Below are 20,085 nucleotides of genomic sequence, written 5' to 3' on the forward strand. Positions count from 1 at the left end.
GTTCCGCCGGTTGTGTCGCCTTTGTTGGTGGTGGTGGTGCTGCCGCCGCTGCTGCTGATCCCTGAGCTGGCGCCCGAGCTGCCGCCGCTGCCGCTGGTTGCCGAGCCGCTGCCCGTGCCGCCGGTTGCCGAGCCGCCGCCCGTGCCGCCGGTTGCCGAGCCGCTGCCCGTGCCGCCTGAACCCGAGCTGGCTCCCGAACCGCTCCCGCTGCTGCTGGTACCTGAGCTCCCGCCACTGCCGCTGGTCCCGGAGCCGCTTCCCGAACCGCTGCCGCTGCCGCTGGTTCCTGAGCCGCCGCCGGTGCCGCCCGTGCCGCCGGTGCCGCTTGCCGGGGGCGCCGGCGGCACGGGGTTCGGCACCGGTGCCGAACTCTCACCCCCACCGTCACCCGGCGTGGTGGGGTCGGTCGTCGGCGGCGTGCTGGTCGACTCCGTCGGGCGGGTCGTGCTCGGCTTCGGTGACGGGGTCTTCGACGGGCTCTTGCTCGCCTTGGGCGCCGGCCGCGAGGTGATCTTGGTGGACTCCAGCCGCGGCGCGAGCGCCCGGGGCACCGGCGGCTTCGTGCCGCGCCGTGGCAGGCCCTCGGTCACCAGCAGCGCCTTGGTGTGGCTGGTGGGCGTGGGCGTCGGTACCGGGGTGGGCAGCGGCTGCGGCGGATGCTTCGGCTCCTTCGGCGGCTCGGCGAGGCCCGGCAGCGGCAGCACGGCGCTGGAGCGGACCGGTCCGCCGGCCAGGCTGACGCTGATCAGGCCGCCGTACATCATCACCAGGACGCCGAACGCGTACGCGAGCCGCCGCAGCAACCGGCTCCGCCGGCCCGTGCTGTCCACGAAGACCGGCGCCGGCGCCGAGACCGAGATCACCTCGGTGTCGGGGATGTCGGCCTCGATGAATTGCGGGCTTCTGTGCTGCTGCGCGTTCACGCGGCGAGCTTAAAAAACATCTGCGTCAACATTCGGCGGTATCCCTCCGAGGGATGACGGATGATCGCGCCCAGGAATCAGCCGAAATGATGATGCTCAACGTTTGACCAGATGGGGGCATGTATGTGCCGCACCGCAAGAGATCGCCCTGAGCTGCGAGTAAGTCGCGCTCGAAAGGAGGTTACGCCAATTCGCCATACTGTTTCCTGTCGCATTTCCGACCAGCCACAGGCGACAAAGACGAGCGTAATTCACGGACCGCAATGCGCGGTAAGCCGAGAGTACACCATTATGTCCGAATTGGCGAGCAGGCTTGATCGAAATTTGAAACTTCGGTCGGCTACCCGTTGTGTGCACCCATCCTGGGTAGTTAAGCTCTGTCTTGCGCGCCCCTATCGCCCGCTTCCCCCGTGGCAGGCGATCGGGGCGCGCTCTATTTGCGTCTTCGGGTGGCCGGCGTCGCTCCTGCCAATGGGCCGGACGCTTTACGATTTCCGCTTTTCCGCGGCACCACTCACAGCATCTTCTCAGCCCTAGCGTGTGCCGCATTAGACCGCCAAACACGTCGATCCCGTACGCCATAACCAGCACGGTCAGCCCCGCCGCTAAGTCCTTTGTGGCCATTCGCCAATCCGCCCCACCGCCCGCGTTGCGAAAAGCGCAAAAACCGAACCCGGCGCTGTAAGAATCCGCAAAGCCCGGGTAAGCCCTTACCTGTGCGCTCGACCCCAATGTTCGTGACGCGGGTGGGCGGCCGCTCCGGCCTTGACGACGGCGGTCACCGCCTTGCGGCCGCCGTCGCTGAACGCCAGCAGGCGTACCGGCCGGATCTGGGGCTGATCGCGGCGCCTGATCGGCGGAGGGTTGCCGTTGGCGCCGGCAAAGGGCGGATCGAACTGGTCGCGCACGGCGGCAAGCAGCGCCCGGCGGACGTCTCAGTATCCGGCATGGGCTGCTTACCTGATGGACTCTTGTCCGAATAGGACGGACGTTTTGTACTAATCTGTACCTGTTTGCTACGGCGGTGATCCGCCCATTTTCGAGACCTTGGAGAGTTACGCCCACATTCGAGCCACAACTCTCCAAGGTCTCGAAAACGCCCTCCGACGCGGCCTAGGCCGGCCAACAATGCGGTCAAAAGTGATGAAACAGGCGCTCAATCTGGCTCGCCCCGGCGTGGCAGGCGGTGCCGGCGCGGCATGAAGTCGAACGAACGTTCGCTTTTTCTGCCTCGCCATGGCATGAGCAGGCGGTGCGGGCGGGGCGCGAAGTACGGCGAACGAACATTCGTTTTCGAGGCTGGGTGGCTGAGGCGGGAGGCGGGAGGCGGGAGGCGGGAGGCGGCGCAGGCTATGGGGGCGCGGCGCGAGGTATGGCGAACGAACGCTCGTTTTCCGCGGCTGGGCGGCTGGGGCGCGGCAGGAGGTGCGGGCGGTGCGGGCGGCGCAGGCGTGGCGCAGGCGTGGCGCGAGGTATGGCGAACGAACGCTCGTTTTCCGCGGCTGGGCGGCTGGGGCGCGGCAGGCGGTGCAGGCGGCGCGGGCGGTGCAGGCGCGGCGCGAGGTATGGCGAACGAACATTCGTTTCCGCGGCTAGGCGGCTAAGCGCTAGGCGGCCGGGAGGGGCGGGAGGCGGCGCAGGCGGGGCAGGCGGGGCTGCGGGAGGTGATGCGTGCGCGAGGCGGCGCAGGCGGGGCAGGCGGGGCTGCGGGAGGTGATGCGTGCGCGAGGGGGCACAGGCGGGGCTGCGGGAGGTGATGCGTGCGCGAGGGGGCGCAGGCGGGGCTGCGGGAAGTAATGCGTGCGCGAGGCAACGCAGGCCGGGCTGCGAGAGGCAATATGTCGCCGGACGCGGCCGGGCCGCCGCGGCAGCCCGGCCGCCCAAGGCGTCCGTGCTGAGGGGCGAGCAAGGCCAGCCCCGGGGGCCTCCGATGCGGCCGGGTCAGATCCAGCGGCCGCCCAGCCACATGCGCGCTGCCCACGCGTTGTACGGGATCAGCTTTCCGACGAAAATCGGGTAGAAGTAGACGAAACACGCGGCCACCAGCACCACGTACGTCGTGGCGATGATGATGCCGACCAGCTGGCGGTCTGTTCGTTTGGCGCCGGGGGCGATGCCCTCGGCCGGGGTCATGATGGCGCCCAGCACGTAGACCACGGCGAGGATCAGGAACGGCAGCGCGGGCAGCACGTAGAACGAGAACATCGTGCGGCCGTCCTTGAGCGCGTAGTAGAACCACGGCAGGAAGCCCGCCGCCACGCCGGTCAGGATCGCGTACGCGCGCCAGTCGCGCCGGGCGACGGCGAACCACAGCAGGGCGGCCAGCGCCGGGATGAACGACCACCACAGCACCGGCGTGCCGAGCAGCAGCACCTCCCGGGCGCAACTGGGCGAGCCGCAGTTCCCGGTGTTGCCCCAGTAGAAGGACACCGGGCGGCCGAGCAGCAGCCACTGCCACGGCCACGACTGGTAGGGATGGCGTTCGGTCAGGCCGCTGTGGAAGTCGTATGCCTGCTGGTGGTAGTGCCACAGGTTGAGCAGCGCGCCCAGGATCGGTGGCTCGCTCAGTCCGTTGTCCGCGCGGTAGTGCCGGAAGTATCCGTCGTTGGTGACGAACCACCCGGTCCAGGTGGCCAGGTAGAAGATCATCGCGAGCGCCACCGAGGTGATGGACCAGCCGATGTCGCCGAACACGCCGGCCAGGAACGGGCCGCGAATGCCGGCGGATCGGCGTGCCTGCACCCGCCACACCAGCACCAGCGCGCCGAAGAACGGCAGGAAGAACAGCGCGCTCCACTTGACCCCGCAGGCGAGCCCGAACAACACCCCGCCCGCCAGCAGCCACCAGGGGATGATGCGCGGGACCGTGGGCGTACGGCTGGGGTCGTAGCCGTTCTCCAGGGCGCGCAGCAGGTTTCTTCGGTAGTGGTCGCGGTCGATGACCAGCGCGGCGAACGACGCCAGCACGAATGTGCCGAGGAAGATGTCGAGCAGCGACGTGCGGGAGAGCACGAGCTGGAAGCCGTCCAGCGACATCAGCAGGCCGGCCATCCCGGCCAGCAGCACCGAGTGGAACAGCCGGTACGCGACCCGGATCAGGATGATGATCATCAGGATGCCGGCGACCGCGGCGGGCACGCGCCAGCCCGTCTCGGTGTTGCCCCAGACCAGCTCGCCGAGGCTGATCAGCCATTTGCCGAGCGGCGGGTGGACGACGTACGCGGGGCCGTTGGTCTTCTCGTCCCACTCGACGCCGTGGGTCAGCATGTCCCAGGCGTCGGTGGGGTAGTACACCTCGTCGAAGATGTGGCCCTTCGGCGAGCTGATGCCGACCAGGCGCAGCACCGCGGCGATGCCGCCGACACTGAACGTGACGAGCCACGAGTACGGGTTGAGCCAGTTGTCGAGCGTGCTGAGCCGGCGCCGGACGATCTCCGGGACGCCGGGCGGACCCGCGGGCTGCGGTTCCGCGGGCGGTTCGGGGATGCGCTCTGCCTCAGCTGTCGCCGCCGTAGTCACCCCGCGATCGTAGGACCTGCCGCCGTGAAGGTGTGTCCGACGTCGGCCTATCTCGGCGTGTGGTGAACTTTCCCGATGGATTCCAACGGCCGTGTGGTGCTCGTCGGGGCGCCGCTGGGCAATGTCGGGGACGCGTCGGCACGGCTTCGTGAGGTGCTCGGATCGGCCGACGTGGTGGCGGCCGAGGACACCCGCCGGCTGGCCCGCCTCGCCCGCGATCTCGGCATCACGGTCACCGGCCGGGTCGTCTCCTATTTCGAGGGCAACGACGAACGCCGTACGCCGGAACTGGTCGCCGCCCTGGCCGAGGGCGCCGTGGTCGCCGTGGTGACCGACGGGGGCATGCCGAGCGTCTCCGACCCGGGCTACCGGCTGGTCCGGGCGGCCCTGGACGCGGGCTACCCGGTCACCGCCGCGCCCGGCCCCAGCGCCGTCACCACCGCCCTGGCCCTGTCCGGCCTGCCCAGTGACCGTTTCGTGTTCGAGGGGTTCCTGCCGCGGACCGGCTCGCATCGGCGCTCACGCCTGCGCGAACTGGCCGCCGAGCCGCGCACGCTGGTGTTCTTCGAGGCCCCGCACCGGATCGCCGGCACGCTCGGCGACATGGCCGACACGTTCGGCGCGGACCGCGCAGCCGCGGTGTGCCGGGAACTGACGAAGACGTACGAGGAAATCCGCCGGGACACCTTGGGTGAGCTGACCGCCTGGGCCGCCGCGAACGAGCCCCGCGGCGAGATCACGCTGGTGGTGGGCGGTGCGCCGGCCCGGCCGCTGGAACGTCCGGCGGACGAGGAGCTGGGCGCGGCCGTCGCCGGGCGGGAGGCCGGCGGGATGTCGCGGCGGGACGCGATCGAGGCCGTCGCCGACGAGTTCGGGCTGCGCAAACGCGAGGTGTACGAGATCGCTAATAGGCAGCGATCAGGAAGCCGGCCAGCAGCGCGACCGGGCCGGCCAGGCTGAGCAGCACGGCCGCGCGGCGGGCCTTGGCGGTCTCCAGGCGACGGGCCCCGGTCACCCCGGCCACGGCGTAGCCGCAGAGCAGGACCAGCACGAAGCCCAGCAGCCAGCGAAGGTGCATCAGCGGTCCGGTGCCGCCCACGTAGACCTGGCGGCTGTCCGGGCTGACCATCCGGGCCGGCGCGGTCTCGCCCGGTGCGCGTTGCGCGGGCGGTACGCCGAGCAGCGTGATCCGGCTGACCGTGAACCGCCCGTCGCGGGTGGTGAACTGGCCGATGCAGCGCTGCGTGACGCCGGTGCCTACGCATTCGGTGACGGTGGCGGTGCCGGTGTCGCCGTGCCCGGTGGCGAGCCAGAACGGTTCCGCGCTGACCCAGCCGAAGAACGCCGCGACCAGGGCGAGCGCGACGAGCGAGACGTGCGCGGAGAGCCGGATGCCGGGTGCCGGGCGGTGGCCTCGATGGGTCCGGATGGCGGCGTGCGAGCCTCCCCCGGCCGGTGGTTGTGCGGGCTGGTCCAGCCAGAACGGCGAGTTCTCGAGTTTCGCGGTGAGCGGGTCGTTGAGCGGGCCGTTGAGGGGGCCGAGGACCGGGGCGCGTTCCAGGGGCACGGTGGGCCGGGTCCGCGGGGCCGGCTCGGGCAGGATCATCACGTCCGGTTCGTCCGGGGGTGCGGTCGTCGAGGCGTACCCGGCCGGGGGTTTGAGCGGGTCGTAGCGATGCGGGTCGGCCTGGTCGTGGTCGCGTTCCACGATCGGTGGCGGGTTCAGCTCGGTGCTCACGTCGCGGGTGCCGGCGGCGTGCGCGGCGGCCGCCGCACCCGTCCGGGGCGGCGCGGTGGGCGGATTGAGCGTGCCGGTGCCGCCCGCCGAAGCGCGCTTGGCGTCGGCGGCGGCGCGTTCGGTCTCACCACGCCACCAGCGCGCGTCGGGATCGCCGAACGACCACGGGTCACCCTCGCTGCGCGGGGATTCCCCAGGTTGCGGCGTGTCTCCGATCACCTTTCCATTGGACACCGCAACCAGTCACCGATCACGTCATTTATCGGGTGTGTCGTAATAAATGGGGATCTCGCGTAGGGCAGAACGAATCCGTTCGCGGCCCGGTATTCAGCATCATTACGCTTAGGCCTCATGAGTCACGTTCTCGCCGCGGTCGCCTGGCCCTACGCCAACGGCCCGCGCCACATCGGTCATGTGTCCGGCTTCGGGGTGCCTTCCGACGTTTTCAGCCGGTACATGCGGATGGCCGGTCACGACGTGCTCATGGTCTCCGGCACGGATGAGCACGGCACCCCGATCCAGGTGCAGGCCGACGCCGACGGGGTGACCCCGCGCGAGCTGGCCGACCGGTACAACAGGGTGATCGTCGAGGACCTCAACGGGCTCGGTCTGACCTACGACCTTTTCACCCGTACGACGACGCGCAACCACTACGCGGTGGTGCAGGAGCTGTTCACGGTGCTGCACCGCAACGGCTACATCGTCGCGCGCACGACGCTGGGCGCGATCTCGCCGTCGACCGGGCGCACCCTGCCGGACCGATACATCGAGGGCACCTGTCCGATCTGCGGGTACCAGAGCGCCCGCGGCGACCAGTGCGACAACTGCGGCAATCAGCTCGACCCGGAGCAGCTGATCAACCCGCGGTCCAAGATCAACGGGGAGACCCCGGAGTTCGTCGAGACCGAGCATTTCTTCCTGGACCTGCCGGCCTTCGCCCAGGCGATCGGGCACTGGCTGGACCAGCGCGAGAACTGGCGGCCCAACGTGCTCAAGTTCTCCCGCAACCTGCTCGACGACCTGCAGCCCCGGGCGATCACCCGCGACCTGGAGTGGGGCGTGCCGATCCCGCTGGACGGCTGGCGCGACCGTGCCGACAAGCGCATCTACGTGTGGTTCGACGCGGTCATCGGCTACCTGTCCGCGTCGATCGAGTGGGCCCGCCGCACCGGCGACCCGGAGGCCTGGCGCAAGTGGTGGTCGGCCGACGGCCTGGGCAAGGACGCCGCCGGGTACTACTTCATGGGCAAGGACAACATCGTCTTCCACTCGGTGATCTGGCCGGCCCTGCTGCTCGGTTACTCGGGCGAGGGTGACAAGGGTGGCGAGGCGGGCGAGTTCGGCCGGCTGAACCTGCCGACCGAGGTGGTCTCCAGCGAATACCTGACGATGGAGGGCAAGAAGTTCTCCTCGTCGCGCCGGGTGGTCATCTACGTGCGCGACTTCCTGGAGCGCTACGACGCCGACTCGCTGCGGTATTTCATCGCGGCCGCCGGCCCCGAGTCCACCGACACCGACTTCACCTGGTCGGAGTTCGTCCGGCGCAACAACGACGAGCTGGTCGCGGGCTGGGGCAACCTGGTCAACCGGTCGATCTCGCTGGCGGCGAAGAACTTCGGCGCGATCCCGGCGGCCGGTGCGCTGACCGCCGAGGACGAGGCGCTGCTCGCGACCGCCAAGGCCGGGTTCACCACGGTCGGCGACCTGATCGCGAAGCACCGGCAGAAGGCCGCGATCGGCGAGGCGATGCGGGTGGTCGCCGAGGCGAACAAATACCTGTCCGACCAGGCGCCGTGGAAGCTCAAGTCCGACGAGGACAAGCCGCGGCAGGCCACCGTCCTGCACGTCGCGCTGCAGGTGGTCAGCGACGCGAACACGCTGCTGACGCCGTTCCTGCCGCACTCCGCGCAGAAGGTGTTCGAGCTGCTCGGCGGCGTCGGCGTGCACGCGCCGATGCCGCACATCGAACAGGTCGACGACCTGGACGGCGGCCCGGCCTACCCGGTGATCACCGGCGACTACACGGTGGGTGCGCGCTGGGAGTCGGTGCCGCTGGTCGCGGGCACGCCGCTGGCCGCGCCGAAGCCGGTGTTCCGCAAGCTGGAGCCGTCGGTGGTCGACGAGGAACTGGCCCGCCTGGCGGGCTGAGGCTCATAACGTGTACGGGATGTCGGCGATGTGGTGGTCGGCCAGTTCGCCCAGCGGCGCCCACGTCTCGTACACGCCACGTTCGTAGCAGCGCGCCCCGGTGATCGACAACGAGTCGTTGTCGGGGCGCACCAGCCGCAGCCGCGCCCACGTGTCGTCGCGCTGCAGCACCCAGGTCGGCACGCCGCGCCACAGGGCCTGCTCGGCGCGCCGGCTCAGCGTCTCCACCGGGTACCGGGCGGCCCGGGTCAGCGCCCGCACCCGGAACTCCTCCGGCGGGTCGGCGACCGCCTCGTACTCCTTGTCCTTGATCTGCCCGACCAGCTTGGACGAGCCGGGCGTGGTGCACGGCACATACTCACGGTCCGGGCTGACGCCGGGAATGTGGTCGAGCAGGGCCCGCCAGCGCGGCCCGGCCAGACGCAGCCAGCCGTGCTGTTCGGGCTGGTAGGCGAACAGCACGACCTCCTCACCACCCGGCACGTACGCGATGAGCTGAGCGTTCGCCGGCATCGGCAGGTCGGCGAAACCGGCCGTGACGTATTCCGGCACCAGGTCGTCGGTGCTCGGGCTGAACCCGGTGCCGAGCACCATCGGCCCGACCCGGGAATGCGCCGGCAGCACCGCCAGTCCCGGCTGCGCGGGACCGCCCGGCACCTCGTAGTCCAGCGGGTCGACCGCGCGCCAGCGCAGCGCGAACGCGACATCCGTGTCGGTGCTGCCGTCGGTGCGCAGGTCCGCGAGGGCGGCCGGTTCGTGCAGGTGGGCGATGTCGGCGGACCGGTAGCAGAACCCGTACGGCAGCCATCCGCCGAGGAAACCCGAGACCTGGGCGGCGGACAGCACCTTGGTCATCCGGGTGCCGCGGAAGATCGCCGCGGTCTGCCTGATCTGCCGCAGGACGGGGTCGTCGCGGTGCGCCGCGGACTGGCTCCAGCGCTGCACCTGGGTCCAGCCGAGCTCCCGGCGCAACGGCGCCGACAACGGCGGCTCGAGCGGATCAGCGCCGATCACGCTGTCCTCACCGGTCAAAGTCACGCGCCGCAAGCTAAGCGACACCGGTGGACGCCAGGTGAACAAACGGTTGCGTACGGGCGTAAGTGCAGAATGTCTCACATGGCTTCATCACCATCGCAATCCCGCCGGGAAGAAAAGGCACGCCGGCGCGGCGAGTTCCCGTCCGCGCCCGAGCCGCTGGCCGTCCCGGTGTTCGACAGCCACACCCACCTCGACATCACCGTGCAGGAGGCCGGGGTGCCCGGCCCCGGCGATCCGGTGGACGCTCTGATCACCGCCGCCGCGAAGGTCGGCGTGGACCGGATCGTGCAGGTCGGGGTCGACGTGGCGTCGTCGCGGTGGAGCGCCGCACTCGCCGCGCGGCACGAGTCGGTGCTGGCCGCCGTCGCCATCCACCCGAACGACGCGCCCCTTTTGTCCGACCTGGACGAGGGGCTGCGCGTGATCGACGCGCTCGCCGCCGAACCGCGGGTCCGGGGCATCGGCGAAACCGGGCTGGACACGTTCCGCACCGGCGAAGACGGGTTCGCCGCGCAGGAGGAGAGCTTCCGCGCGCACATCGCGATCGCCAAGCGGCACGGCAAGGCACTGATCATCCACGACCGGGACGCGCACGCCGAGGTACTGCGCGTGCTCGACTCCGAGGGCGCCCCGGACACGGTGGTCATGCACTGCTTCTCCGGCGACGCCGGCTTCGCGGCCGAATGCGTGCGCCGCGGCTTCCACCTGAGCTTCGCCGGCACGGTGACCTTCGCCAACGCCGGCAACCTGCGGGAGGCGGCCGCGCTCACCCCGCTCGACCAGATCATGGTGGAGACCGACGCGCCGTACCTGACGCCCGTCCCGCACCGGGGACGGCCCAACGCGTCGTACCTGATCCCGCTGACCGTGCGGGCGCTCGCCGCGACCCGCGGCGATGACCTGGACGACCTGTGCGCCGCGATCTCCGCGAACGGGGAGCGCGTCTTCGGCGGCTGGCGCTAGTCCACCACCCACGCCTTGACGCCGAGGAGCTCGCCGAGCAGGCGGACCTCGTCGGCGAAGCGGCCCGGCGCGGCCCGCAACGGCCCCCGCGAGGCGAACCGCACCGCCCAGCCGTTGCCCTCCGCCACGTTGAACACCCGATGCACCACCTGGCTGCCGCGCGGGTCGGCCTCCACCGAGGTGACCCCCCTGTACCACCACTCGCCCTGCAACGCGACCGATCGGTCCGCCCGGTCGATGGTGACCGTGATCCGGCTGCCGCCGCGCATCAGCACGAACTCGTCCCCGGTGTCGGTCTCGTCGATCTCGCCGTCCTGCGCCAGCGGCGACCGCCCGCCCGGACGCACATCGAGCAGAACGTCGGCCACGGCGTCCGGACCGGCCTCGACCACGGCTCGGAGTTCCAGCAACTCGGTCATGGAGTCGTTTCTACCGGTTCCGGTCGCCGCCCGTAGGCTCTCATCCCATGGCTGACACACTTCTCGGCCCGGCGGAGATCCGGGAGCTGGCCGCCCGGCTCGGCGTGGCACCGACGAAGAAGCTCGGCCAGAACTTCCTGCACGACCCCAACACCATCCGGCGCATCGTCGCGGCGGCGGCGCTGCGCCCCGACGACGTGGCACTCGAGGTCGGCCCGGGACTCGGCTCGCTCACCCTCGGCCTGGTCGGCGCGGTCCGCCACGTGCACGCCGTGGAGATCGACCCCAAGCTCGCCGAGGCCCTGCCCGGCACGGTCACCGCGCCCAACCTGACCGTGCACGCCGCCGACGCGCTGCGGGTCCGCGGCGACGACTTCGACCCGCCGCCCACCATGCTGGTCGCCAACCTGCCCTACAACGTGGCCGTGCCGGTGGTCCTGCACCTGCTCGCGTCGCTGCCCACCCTGCGCGGCGGCCTGGTCATGGTGCAGAAAGAGGTCGCCGACCGGCTCACCGCCGGACCGGGTTCCAAGGTGTACGGGGTCCCGTCGGTGAAGCTGGCCTGGTACGCCGACGCGAAACCGGCCGGCAAGGTGCCCCCGGCGGTCTTCTGGCCGGTCCCCAACGTCGACTCCGGCCTGGTCTCCTTCCTTTCCCGTACGCCTCCACCCGGCGCCGACCGCGCATCGGTGTTCGCGATCGTCGACGCCGCGTTCACCCAGCGCCGCAAGACACTGCGGGCGGCGCTCGCCGGATGGGCCGGCGGCCCGGACCGCGCCGAGAAGGTGCTGGTCGCGGCCGGGGTCGATCCGCGAGCCCGCGGCGAGTCGCTGACCGTGACGCAGTTCGCGTCGATCGCCGCGGCGGCGAAACTGTCCGGGGTCGGCGGTAAGCTCAGCGCGTCCGGCAGACAGCCCGAGGAGGTGGACTCATGACCGCGGAACCGGCAGGTCATGTGCCCTGGTCACCCGACCCCATCAGGCAGCGCCTGGCCGATTATTCCCTCGAGGACGTCCTCAACCTTCCCGACGACGCCCCCCGCGTCGAGCTGCGTGACGGAGTCTTAATCGTGGTTCCCTCCCCGACGATCGGCCACCAGCACGTCGGAAACCTGCTCTGGATGTGGTTCCGGCAGAACGCTCCGGAGGAGCTACAGCCTGGGACGGCTGTCGGCGTTGCCATCGGGCTTCAGGACAGCCTCGAGCCCGATGTCGTGCTGGTGCGCCAGCCGATCGAGCGCACGAACCACTTCTTCCTCCCGCGCCAGGTCGTCCTCGCCGTCGAGGTCGTCTCGCCGGGCACGAAACGCCGTGACCGGCTGGAGAAGCCAGTCGAATATGCGTCGGCCAAGATTCCGCACTTCTGGCGGATCGAGCAGGATCCCGTGCACGTCTTCGCCTACGACCTCGTCGCGGACCACTACGAGCTGGTCGCCGACTCCGACACCGAGCTGGTGCTGAGCGCGCCGTTCGAGATCAAGCTCCCGATTCAGGACATCACTCGGTGACCGAGGCCTGGGGACCGGACGACGACGAGCCGCGCCGGCACCACGGACCCGTGCGGGTGCGCGTCCCCGCGAAGATCAACCTGCACCTCGCGGTCGGGCCGCTGCGCGCCGACGGCTTTCACGAGCTGAACACCGTCTACCACGCGATCAGCCTGTTCGACGAGCTCACCGCCCGCTCCGGCGACACGCTCGCGCTCACCATGGAGGGCGAGGGCGCCGGCACCCTCCCGCTCGACGAGACCAACCTGATCATCCGGGCCGCCCGGGCGCTCGCCGCCCGCTGCCGGGTGCCCGCGCACGCCCGGCTGCACCTGCGCAAGACCATCCCGCTCGCCGGTGGGCTGGCCGGCGGCAGCGCCGACGCGGCCGCCACCCTGCTCGCCTGCGACCTGCTGTGGGGCACCGGCATGAGCCGCGAGGAACTCGCCGAGGTCGGCGCCGGCCTCGGCTCCGACGTGCCGTTCCTGCTGCACGGCGGCACCGCGCTCGGCACCGGGCACGGCGAGACGGTCAGCCCGATCCTGGCCCGGCCCACCACCTGGCACTGGGTGGTCGCGGTCGCCGAGACCGGCCTGAGCACCCCCGAGGTCTACCGCCAGCTCGACACGCTGCGCGAAAGCCCCTGGCCACCCAAACCGCTCGGCGACGCCGACGAGTTGATGGCCGCGCTGCGTCAGCGCGACCCCGAGGTGCTCGGCGCCGCCCTCGGCAACGACCTGCAACCCGCCGCGCTCGCGATGCGCCCCGAGCTCGCCGACGTGCTCAAGGCCGGCCACCAGGCCGGCGCGGTCACCGGCATCGTCTCCGGCTCGGGCCCCACCTGCGTGTTCCTCGCCACCGACGCGGCCCACGCCGCACGCGTCGCCGACGAGATCAACGCCGCCGGTGTGTGCCGCGAGGCAGTCACCGCACGCGGACCCATGCCGGGGGCCCGGGTAACGTAGTCCGCATCGTGGCAAACATCATCAACCTCGACCGGGTCGGCAAGGGATACGGCGCCGCCGGTCAACTCCTCACCGACGTCTCACTCGGCCTCGACGACGACGCGCGGGTCGGCATCGTCGGTCTCAACGGCGCCGGCAAATCTACCCTCCTGCGGCTGCTCGCCAAGACCGAGGAACCCGACTCCGGCCGCGTCACCCACCGCCGCGACCTGCGCGTCGCCACCCTGCCCCAGACGCTCAACCTGGCCGGCGAGGCCACCGTGCGCGACGTCGTGCTCGGCACCGCCTGGCTCGCGCAGGGCATGGGCGCCGAGCACGAATGGGCCGGCGACGCCGGGGTCCGCGCCATCCTCGACGGCCTCGGCATGGGCTACCTCGGGCTGGACAGCCCGGTCGGCCCGATGTCCGGGGGCGAACGCCGCCGCGTCGCGCTCGCCGCGCTGCTGGTCCGCGACAGCGACCTGCTCATCCTCGACGAGCCCACCAACCACCTGGACGTGGCCGGCGTCGACTGGCTCGCCCGGCACCTGGTCGGCCGCCGCGGCGCGCTCACCGTGGTCACCCACGACCGCTGGTTCCTCGACGCGGTCTGCACCGCCACCTGGGAAGTCGTCGACGAACAGGTGTATGCGTACGAGGGCGGCTACGCGGCCTGGACCCTCGCCCGCGCCGAACGGCAGCGCATCGCGGCATCCATCGAGGCCCGCCGGCAGAACCTGCTCCGCAAGGAGATCGCCTGGCTGCGCCGCGGCCCGCCGGCCCGCACCTCCAAGCCGCAGTTCCGGATCGACGCCGCGAACGCGCTCATCGCCGACGTCCCCCCGGTCCGCGACAAGGTCAGCCTGCAACGGCTCGCCGTGACCCGGCTCGGCAAACAGGTGTACGACCTGGAGGACGTCACCCTCAACGCCGGTCCCAAGACCATCCTGTCCGGGATCACCTGGCAGGTCGGGCCCGGCGACCGGCTCGCCATCCTCGGCGCCAACGGGGCCGGCAAGACCACCCTGCTGCGCCTGCTCGCCGGGATCACCACCGCCGACGGCGGCCGGATGGTCACCGGCTCCACCGTGCGCGCCGCGTTCCTCTCCCAGGAACTACGCGAGCTGCCCGGCAGCCTGCGCCTGCTGGAAGCCGTCGAAGAGGTCGCCAAACGCGTCCGGCTCGGCGACCGCGAACTCTCCGCGGCCCAGCTCGCCGAGGTGTTCGGATTCACCGACAAGCGGATCTGGACCCCGGTCAGCGACCTGTCCGGAGGCGAACGACGCCGGCTGCAACTCCTGCGGCTGCTCGCCGGCGAACCCAACGTGCTGCTGCTCGATGAGCCGACCAACGACCTCGACACCGACACGCTGGCCGCCCTCGAAGACCTGCTCGACTCCTGGCCGGGCACCATGATCGTCGCCAGCCACGACCGCTACCTGGTCGAACGCGTCACCGACACCGCGTACGGGATGTTCGGGGACGGCCGGCTCGTGCACCTTCCCGGCGGCGTCGACGAATATCTCGCTCGGACCGCGGGCAACCAAGCTCCCGGCGTACGGGAGACTCGAGCGCAGCAACCGCAGACCGCGACCGGCATGTCCGCGGCCGAGCTGCGGCAAGCTCGCAAAGATCTGACCCGGCTGGAACGGCAACTCGCCAAGCTCGAAGAACGCGTCCTGCGGATCAACGAGCAGCTGGCCAGCCACGGCAGCGACTACGACAAGATCATCGAGCTGGACGCGCAGCTCAAAAGCGTCCAGGAAGAGCGGGCCCAGGTCGAAGAGGCCTGGCTCGAACTCGCCGAACAAGTGCCGGAAAGCTGATCCGGGGGCTGCCTGCGGGGCGCGACCCGGATACGCGAGAATCGGCATTGCACAACACATGACCTTGGAGACGGAACCATGGCGCACAATCCGGTCAACCACCCGCTGCGGCCGCTGTATCGCACGCTCGGCTTCCTCGCCGGCGCCTACCTCGTCGTGTTCGGGATCGTCGGCATCGTCGGCGGCGACCTGGAATTCTCCGGACTGAACAGCGGCACCGTCTTCGGACTGGGCAGCTCCACCCTGTGGTCGATCATCTCGATCATCCTCGGCGCGATCATCGTGGTCGCCGTGGTGATCGGGCGCAACCTCGACGTCGCCGCCGAGAAGTACCTCGGCTGGGGCATCATCGTCGCCGGCGGCTACGAACTGGCCACCAGCCGCACCGACGCCAACGTCTTCGGCTTCACCATCGGCACCGTGATCGTCACGTTCATCGTCGGCCTCGTGCTGATCCTGTCCAGCCTCTACGGCAAGGTCGTGCCGGTCGCCGAGGCCGGAGCGCCGCGGCAGGTGCGCGAGGGCCGCACCGCCTGAGGGTTTCAGCTGGCCAAGCGCTGGGCCTCAACGCGCCTTGCGCTTGAGCCTCAGCGGGCCTTGCGCGTGAGCCTCAGCGGGCCTTGCGCGTGAGCCTCAGCGTGCCTTGCGCGTCAGCAGGGTGGGCTTCGCCTCGAGATGGGACAGGCCGTTCCACGCCAGATTCACCAGGTGGGCGGCCACCATCTCCTTCTTCGGCTTCCGCGCCTCACGCCACCACTGACCCACCAGCGCCACCATCCCGACCAGCGCCTGCGAATACAGCTCCGCGAACTTCGGATCCAGGCCACGGCGCTTGAACTCGCCACCCAGGATGTGCTCCACCTGGTGCGCCACGTCGTTCATCACGCTCGAGAAATTGCCCGCCGGCGACAGCACTGGCGACTCCCGCACCAGCACCTGGAAACCGTGCGGCTCCTCCTCGATGTAATCCAGCAGCGCCAACGCCGCCTGCTCCAGCAACTCGCGCGGATGGCCCGCCGTCAACGCCGCCGCGATCCGGTCCAGTAACGACCGCACCTCGCGATCCACCACCACGGCGTACAAGCCCTCTTTTCCGCCGAAATGCTCGTACACGACGGGCTTCGACACCTTCGCCCGGGACGCGACCTCCTCGACGCTCGTCCCGTCGAAACCGCGCTCGGCGAACAACTGCCGGCCGATCGAGATCAGCTGCTCCCGGCGCTGGGCGGCCGACATCCGCACCCGAGGGGTCGTCGCCGGCCGCGCACGCCGCCCACGCGGTTGCTCGACGCTGTTGTCGCCACTGTCAGTCACCCGGACATCCTGCCAGGTTCACCGCAAGTCGTTGGTTTCGCGCCGTCATGCCAGCTTCTTCGCAGCCAGCCGCTGCCGGTCCGGCCACTTCACCGCGTACACCGCGCCGATCTTCTCGAAGAACCAGATCAGCCGCGCCGAGATGTCGACCTGACCGCGCAGCACACCGTGCCGGGCACAGGTCGGATCCGCGTGGTGCAGGTTATGCCAGCTCTCCCCGAACGAGATGATCGCCAGCGGCCAGAAATTGGCGGCCCGATCGCCGCTGCGCACCGCGAACGGGCGCTCGCCGTACACGTGACACACCGAGTTGATCGACCAGGTGACGTGGTGCAGCAGGCCGATCCGCACGATGCCGGCCCAGAAGAACGCGGTCAGCGCGCCCTGCCACGACCAGGTCACCAGGCCGCCGACCAGCGCCGGACCCAGCGTCGAGAACAGCACGATCGCGGGGAACAGGTTGTCGATCCGCTTCATGTCCCTGTCGGCCAGCAGATCCGGGGCGAAGCGGGCGCGGTTCGACAGCTCGCGGCTGAACATCCAGCCCATGTGCGCGAACCACAGACCCTTCGTCAGCGCCCAGAAACCGCTGCCGAACCGCCACGGGGAGTGCGGGTCGCCCTCCTGGTCGCTGAACGCGTGGTGGCGCCGGTGATCGGCCACCCACTGGATGATGTTGCCCTCGATCGCCAGCGAGCCGGACAGCGCCAGCAGCACGCGTAGCCAGCGCTTCGCCTTGAACGCGCCGTGCGTGAAATAGCGGTGGAAGCCGACCGTGATGCCCAGGCCGGAGAACAGGTAGAAGACCGTGCCGATGACGACGTCGGTCCAGGACAGCCAGCCGCCCCAGGCGACCGGGACGGCGGCCAGCACGGCGAGGAACGGAACGACGACGAAGCCGTACAGGGCGATGAGGATGCCGCGTGTCTGCGGGCCCTCGGTCAGGGGTTTGGGACCGGACTGGGGAGCCTCGACCGTGGTCGTCATGAACACCTCATCGGAGTCGTTCGGGGCCAGGGAAGATCATTTACTTACGCTTACGTCACCGTAACTTACGCCACCGTAGCTCGCATGGCGAGGCGGAAGTCGGCGGTTCGCCAAACGTGAAAACGGGCGTCTTTTCAGGCTTACAACGTGTCGTTCATTCGTCCTAACGTACTTACCAGGCAGGGGAGCTTGGAGGAGGTTGTGGACGAGGACCCGAGGCGGGACGAGGCACGGCGGCTGCGGGTGGATCCGGGGTTGTCGCTGACCGAGCTGATGAAGCATTTCGGTGTCGGGAGTGCGACTCTGACTGACTGGCTTCGCGGCATCGCGCCGCCGGAATGGACTCGGCGGCCGAACGCCAAGGATGAACTACGCGCGCAAGCGGTGGTGCTACGCGAACAGGGATGGTCGGTCAATGACCTGGCGGGGAAGCTGGGCGTGGCGAAGTCGACCGCGTGGAGCTGGGTCAAGCACATCCCGCTGGATCCCGACTCCGATCGGGCCCGGCAAAAGCAGGAGCACTCGGCGTTGATGAACGCCGAGCGGTGGGAGGCGCACAACGCGGAACGAACCAGAAGGGAACGCGACGAGAGAGCGAAGGCGGTCCGCGAGCTGGGTGAGATCACCGAGCGTGACGTGCTGGTCGGTGGAGCGCTCGTCTACATGTGTGAGGGCGCCAAGGCAAAGCCGTGGCGGAGACTCGATCGGCTGAAATTCATCAACAGCGATCCCCGGCTCCATCGTCTCTTCCTGGCGTTCCTGGCGCTGCACGGCCGCGGGCCGGAGACGTTGCGCTACCGGGTCCATATCCACGAGACGGCCGATGCCGAGGCGGCTGGGGACTGGTGGTCAGAACGGCTTGAGGTGCCGCGTGAGCTGTTCGAGCGGCCGACGATCAAGCGGCACAACCCGGCCACCCGGCGGATGAACACCGGCGCGGACTATCACGGGTGTCTCATCATCGCGGTGCCGAGGTCGCGCGAGCTGTACTGGCGCATAGAGGGAGTGATGGAGGCGCTGGATGCATCGGGATAGTAGATTCTGTGTACCGGCCGCCCCGCGATAGTGTGGCGTCCGAACCATTCGGCCGTGGTGAAATGGCATCACCCCTGGTTTTGGTCCAGGTATTCCGGGTTCGAGTCCTGGCGGCCGAGCATGTCTTGTCATGGGTCAGCTCAGCTGACCCATGCGGCCGCGTTGATGTCGCCGCACGCCTAACTAACTCTTCCGCCACCCATGGAGTACAGCGTGAGCCAGACCTCTCGTACCGTCGTCGTTCTTGCCGCTGGAGAGGGCAAGCGGATGAAGTCCGCCACCCCCAAGGTGCTGCACCCGCTGCTCGGGCGCACGCTCGTCGGCCACGTGCTGGCCGCCGCGACCGCCGCGGGGGCCGACCGGACGATCGTCGTGGTGGGGCACAAGGCCGAGCAGGTCGAGGCGCACCTGGCGGAGATCGCGCCGGAGGCCACGGCGGTGCTGCAGGCGCAGCAGAACGGCACGGGGCACGCGGTGCGGATCGCGCTGGAGGCGGCGCCGGACCTGAGCGGCACGGTGGTGGTGCTCAACGGGGATGTGCCGCTGCTGCGCGCCGAGACGGTGGCGAGCCTGGTCGCGGCGCACGAGTCGCAGGCGCGTGGGGCGACGGTGCTGGCCGCGGAGGTGCCGGATCCGGCGGGGCTGGGCCGGATCGTGCGGGACGCGTCGGGGAATCTGGAGCGGATCGTCGAGGAGCGGGACGCGTCGCCGCGGGAGCGGGCGATCCGGGAGATCAACGCCGGCATCTACGCGTTCGACGCGGCGGCGCTGCGGGAGGCTCTCGGGAAGCTGTCGACGGACAACGACCAGGGCGAAGAGTATTTGACGGACGTTTTCGGGCTGCTCGCTTCGGTGGGCCGCGCGGTGGGTGTGTTCGTGGCGCCGGACGCGGAGGAGACGCTGGGCTGCAACGACCGGGCCGAGCTGGCGAGCTTGCGGGCGCTGCTGCGCGACCGGGTGAATACGGCGTGGATGCGGTCGGGTGTGTCGATCCTGGATCCGGCGACGACGTGGATCGATGTGACGGTGTCGTTGGAGCCGGATGCGGTCGTCGATCAGAATTCGCAGCTGGTGGGCTCGACGTCGGTGGCGGCGGGCGCGGTGGTCGGCCCGGACACGACGCTGATCGACACGTCGGTGGGTGCCGGGGCGACGGTGTTGCGTACGCATTCGATCGGGGCCGAGGTGGGTCCGGCGGCGTCGGTGGGTCCGTTCTCGTTCCTGCGGCCGGGCACGCGGCTGGCGCGGAAGTCGAAGGTGGGCGGTTTCGTCGAGACGAAGAACGCCGAGCTGGGCGAGGGTGCGAAGGTGCCGCACCTGTCGTACGTGGGGGACGCGTCGATCGGCGCGCAGGCGAATATCGGCGCGGGCACGATCTTCGCGAACTACGACGGTGTGCGGAAGAGCCGGACGACGGTGGGTGAGGCCGCGTTCGTCGGGTCGGACACGGTGCTGATCGCTCCGGTGGAGGTGGGTCCGGGGGCGTACGTGGCGGCGGGTTCCGCGATCGCGCAGGAGGTGCCGTCGGGTTCGCTGGGTGTGACCCGGGCGGAGCAGCGCAACGTGGAGGGCTGGACGTCGCGCCGGCGGCCGGGCACGGTGTCGGCGGCGGCGGCCGAGCGGTTCGCCGCCGAGGGTGACGGGGCGGCTGCGGAGTAGCAGTCGCGTAATGGGCCGTGGGCGTGAAAGTCTGGTGATGACGGGCCGCGTGGGTGTCTTCGCGCGTTGAAGCGGGTGAGGCATCC

The 20,085-nt window shown here is 70.1% G+C and carries 18 protein-coding genes and 1 tRNA gene; 13 read left to right on the forward strand and 6 right to left on the reverse strand.

The genetic code is table 11. The features are described from left to right. Positions 1–12: 12 nt before the first annotated feature. A complete protein-coding gene (locus HH310_RS03705) occupies positions 13–936 on the forward strand; it encodes a hypothetical protein (protein WP_169173955.1) in 924 nt (307 codons plus the stop codon). Between the two features lie 718 nt (positions 937–1,654). Continuing rightward, positions 1,655–1,906, forward strand: a complete 252-nt coding sequence (locus HH310_RS43075) for a hypothetical protein (protein WP_211191699.1) — start codon at positions 1,655–1,657, stop codon at positions 1,904–1,906. 958 nt (positions 1,907–2,864) lie between these two features. Here HH310_RS43075 and HH310_RS03715 read toward each other — a convergent pair. After that, positions 2,865–4,442, reverse strand: coding sequence for a phospholipid carrier-dependent glycosyltransferase (locus tag HH310_RS03715; RefSeq protein ID WP_169173957.1), 1,578 nt, complete (start codon positions 4,440–4,442; stop codon positions 2,865–2,867). A gap of 75 nt (positions 4,443–4,517) precedes the next feature. Between HH310_RS03715 and rsmI the strand changes: the two genes are divergently transcribed. Then, the gene (rsmI, locus tag HH310_RS03720; RefSeq protein ID WP_169173958.1) at positions 4,518–5,402 is read left to right on the forward strand and encodes a 16S rRNA (cytidine(1402)-2'-O)-methyltransferase; all 885 of its coding nucleotides are present in this window, start codon (positions 4,518–4,520) and stop codon (positions 5,400–5,402) included. On the opposite strand, the gene HH310_RS03725 is transcribed toward rsmI, so the two are convergent. Next, positions 5,347–6,399, reverse strand: a complete 1,053-nt coding sequence (locus HH310_RS03725) for a hypothetical protein (protein WP_169173959.1) — start codon at positions 6,397–6,399, stop codon at positions 5,347–5,349. The genes rsmI and HH310_RS03725 overlap by 56 nt on opposite strands. A gap of 132 nt (positions 6,400–6,531) precedes the next feature. Between HH310_RS03725 and metG the strand changes: the two genes are divergently transcribed. After that, positions 6,532–8,328, forward strand: coding sequence for a methionine--tRNA ligase (gene metG, locus HH310_RS03730; RefSeq protein WP_169173960.1), 1,797 nt, complete (start codon positions 6,532–6,534; stop codon positions 8,326–8,328). Between the two features lie 3 nt (positions 8,329–8,331). On the opposite strand, the gene HH310_RS03735 is transcribed toward metG, so the two are convergent. Continuing rightward, entirely contained in the window at positions 8,332–9,366 is a 1,035-nt protein-coding gene (locus HH310_RS03735) for a hypothetical protein (RefSeq protein ID WP_169173961.1), read from the reverse strand. 69 nt (positions 9,367–9,435) lie between these two features. Here HH310_RS03735 and HH310_RS03740 point away from each other — a divergent pair, with 69 nt between their 5' ends. Continuing rightward, positions 9,436–10,329, forward strand: coding sequence for a TatD family hydrolase (locus HH310_RS03740; RefSeq protein ID WP_169173962.1), 894 nt, complete (start codon positions 9,436–9,438; stop codon positions 10,327–10,329). Here HH310_RS03740 and HH310_RS03745 read toward each other — a convergent pair. Then, a complete protein-coding gene (locus tag HH310_RS03745) occupies positions 10,326–10,748 on the reverse strand; it encodes a hypothetical protein (RefSeq protein WP_169173963.1) in 423 nt (140 codons plus the stop codon). The two genes, HH310_RS03740 and HH310_RS03745, sit on opposite strands and share 4 nt — an antisense overlap. A gap of 47 nt (positions 10,749–10,795) precedes the next feature. On the opposite strand from HH310_RS03745, the gene rsmA reads away from it, so the two are divergent. The 5 genes from rsmA (at position 10,796) to HH310_RS03770 (ending at position 15,541) form a co-directional block, all read left to right on the forward strand. Then, positions 10,796–11,683: a 16S rRNA (adenine(1518)-N(6)/adenine(1519)-N(6))-dimethyltransferase RsmA gene (gene rsmA / locus HH310_RS03750; protein WP_169173964.1), complete on the forward strand. Its 888-nt coding sequence runs from the start codon at positions 10,796–10,798 to the stop codon at positions 11,681–11,683. Next, on the forward strand, positions 11,680–12,255 hold the full coding sequence (locus HH310_RS03755) for a Uma2 family endonuclease (protein WP_211191700.1): 576 nt from the start codon (positions 11,680–11,682) through the stop codon (positions 12,253–12,255). The genes rsmA and HH310_RS03755 overlap by 4 nt, the downstream gene beginning before the upstream one ends. Next, a complete protein-coding gene (locus tag HH310_RS43545) occupies positions 12,252–13,199 on the forward strand; it encodes a 4-(cytidine 5'-diphospho)-2-C-methyl-D-erythritol kinase (protein ID WP_169173965.1) in 948 nt (315 codons plus the stop codon). The genes HH310_RS03755 and HH310_RS43545 overlap by 4 nt, the downstream gene beginning before the upstream one ends. Positions 13,200–13,207: 8 nt before the next feature. Then, positions 13,208–15,004, forward strand: coding sequence for an ABC-F family ATP-binding cassette domain-containing protein (locus HH310_RS03765; protein WP_169173966.1), 1,797 nt, complete (start codon positions 13,208–13,210; stop codon positions 15,002–15,004). A 78-nt stretch (positions 15,005–15,082) separates the two neighbouring features. Further along, positions 15,083–15,541, forward strand: coding sequence for a DUF4383 domain-containing protein (locus HH310_RS03770; RefSeq protein WP_169173967.1), 459 nt, complete (start codon positions 15,083–15,085; stop codon positions 15,539–15,541). 96 nt (positions 15,542–15,637) lie between these two features. On the opposite strand, the gene HH310_RS03775 is transcribed toward HH310_RS03770, so the two are convergent. Next, complete coding sequence (locus HH310_RS03775) at positions 15,638–16,240, reverse strand: TetR/AcrR family transcriptional regulator (protein WP_211191762.1); 603 nt, start codon at positions 16,238–16,240, stop codon at positions 15,638–15,640. Positions 16,241–16,363: 123 nt separating this feature from the next. Then, positions 16,364–17,305 carry an acyl-CoA desaturase gene (locus HH310_RS03780; protein WP_169173969.1) on the reverse strand — a complete coding sequence of 314 codons (942 nt, stop codon included), beginning with the start codon at positions 17,303–17,305 and terminating at the stop codon, positions 16,364–16,366. Between the two features lie 255 nt (positions 17,306–17,560). Between HH310_RS03780 and HH310_RS03785 the strand changes: the two genes are divergently transcribed. From HH310_RS03785 to glmU, 3 genes are all read left to right on the forward strand, one after another. Then, the gene (locus tag HH310_RS03785; RefSeq protein ID WP_248293662.1) at positions 17,561–18,340 is read left to right on the forward strand and encodes a helix-turn-helix domain-containing protein; all 780 of its coding nucleotides are present in this window, start codon (positions 17,561–17,563) and stop codon (positions 18,338–18,340) included. 48 nt (positions 18,341–18,388) lie between these two features. After that, a tRNA-Gln gene (locus tag HH310_RS03790) sits at positions 18,389–18,459 on the forward strand. Between the two features lie 82 nt (positions 18,460–18,541). Continuing rightward, complete coding sequence (gene glmU, locus HH310_RS03795) at positions 18,542–19,999, forward strand: bifunctional UDP-N-acetylglucosamine diphosphorylase/glucosamine-1-phosphate N-acetyltransferase GlmU (RefSeq protein WP_169173970.1); 1,458 nt, start codon at positions 18,542–18,544, stop codon at positions 19,997–19,999. Positions 20,000–20,085: the final 86 nt, after the last annotated feature.

The organism is Actinoplanes sp. TBRC 11911, from assembly GCF_012933445.1.
Lineage (GTDB): Bacteria > Actinomycetota > Actinomycetes > Mycobacteriales > Micromonosporaceae > Actinoplanes.

What these genes read in the sequence shown, in the direction of transcription:
- HH310_RS43075 (WP_211191699.1), top strand. Translation starts at nt 1,655, where the DNA reads ATGTTCGTGACGCGGGTGGGCGGCCGCTCCGGCCTTGACGACGGCGGT.
- rsmI (WP_169173958.1), top strand. Translation starts at nt 4,518, where the DNA reads ATGGATTCCAACGGCCGTGTGGTGCTCGTCGGGGCGCCGCTGGGCAAT.
- metG (WP_169173960.1), top strand. Translation starts at nt 6,532, where the DNA reads ATGAGTCACGTTCTCGCCGCGGTCGCCTGGCCCTACGCCAACGGCCCG.
- HH310_RS03740 (WP_169173962.1), top strand. Translation starts at nt 9,436, where the DNA reads ATGTCTCACATGGCTTCATCACCATCGCAATCCCGCCGGGAAGAAAAG.
- HH310_RS03745 (WP_169173963.1), bottom strand. Translation starts at nt 10,748, where the DNA reads ATGACCGAGTTGCTGGAACTCCGAGCCGTGGTCGAGGCCGGTCCGGAC.
- rsmA (WP_169173964.1), top strand. Translation starts at nt 10,796, where the DNA reads ATGGCTGACACACTTCTCGGCCCGGCGGAGATCCGGGAGCTGGCCGCC.
- HH310_RS03755 (WP_211191700.1), top strand. Translation starts at nt 11,680, where the DNA reads ATGACCGCGGAACCGGCAGGTCATGTGCCCTGGTCACCCGACCCCATC.
- HH310_RS03770 (WP_169173967.1), top strand. Translation starts at nt 15,083, where the DNA reads ATGGCGCACAATCCGGTCAACCACCCGCTGCGGCCGCTGTATCGCACG.
- HH310_RS03775 (WP_211191762.1), bottom strand. Translation starts at nt 16,240, where the DNA reads ATGTCGGCCGCCCAGCGCCGGGAGCAGCTGATCTCGATCGGCCGGCAG.
- HH310_RS03780 (WP_169173969.1), bottom strand. Translation starts at nt 17,305, where the DNA reads ATGACGACCACGGTCGAGGCTCCCCAGTCCGGTCCCAAACCCCTGACC.
- glmU (WP_169173970.1), top strand. Translation starts at nt 18,542, where the DNA reads ATGGAGTACAGCGTGAGCCAGACCTCTCGTACCGTCGTCGTTCTTGCC.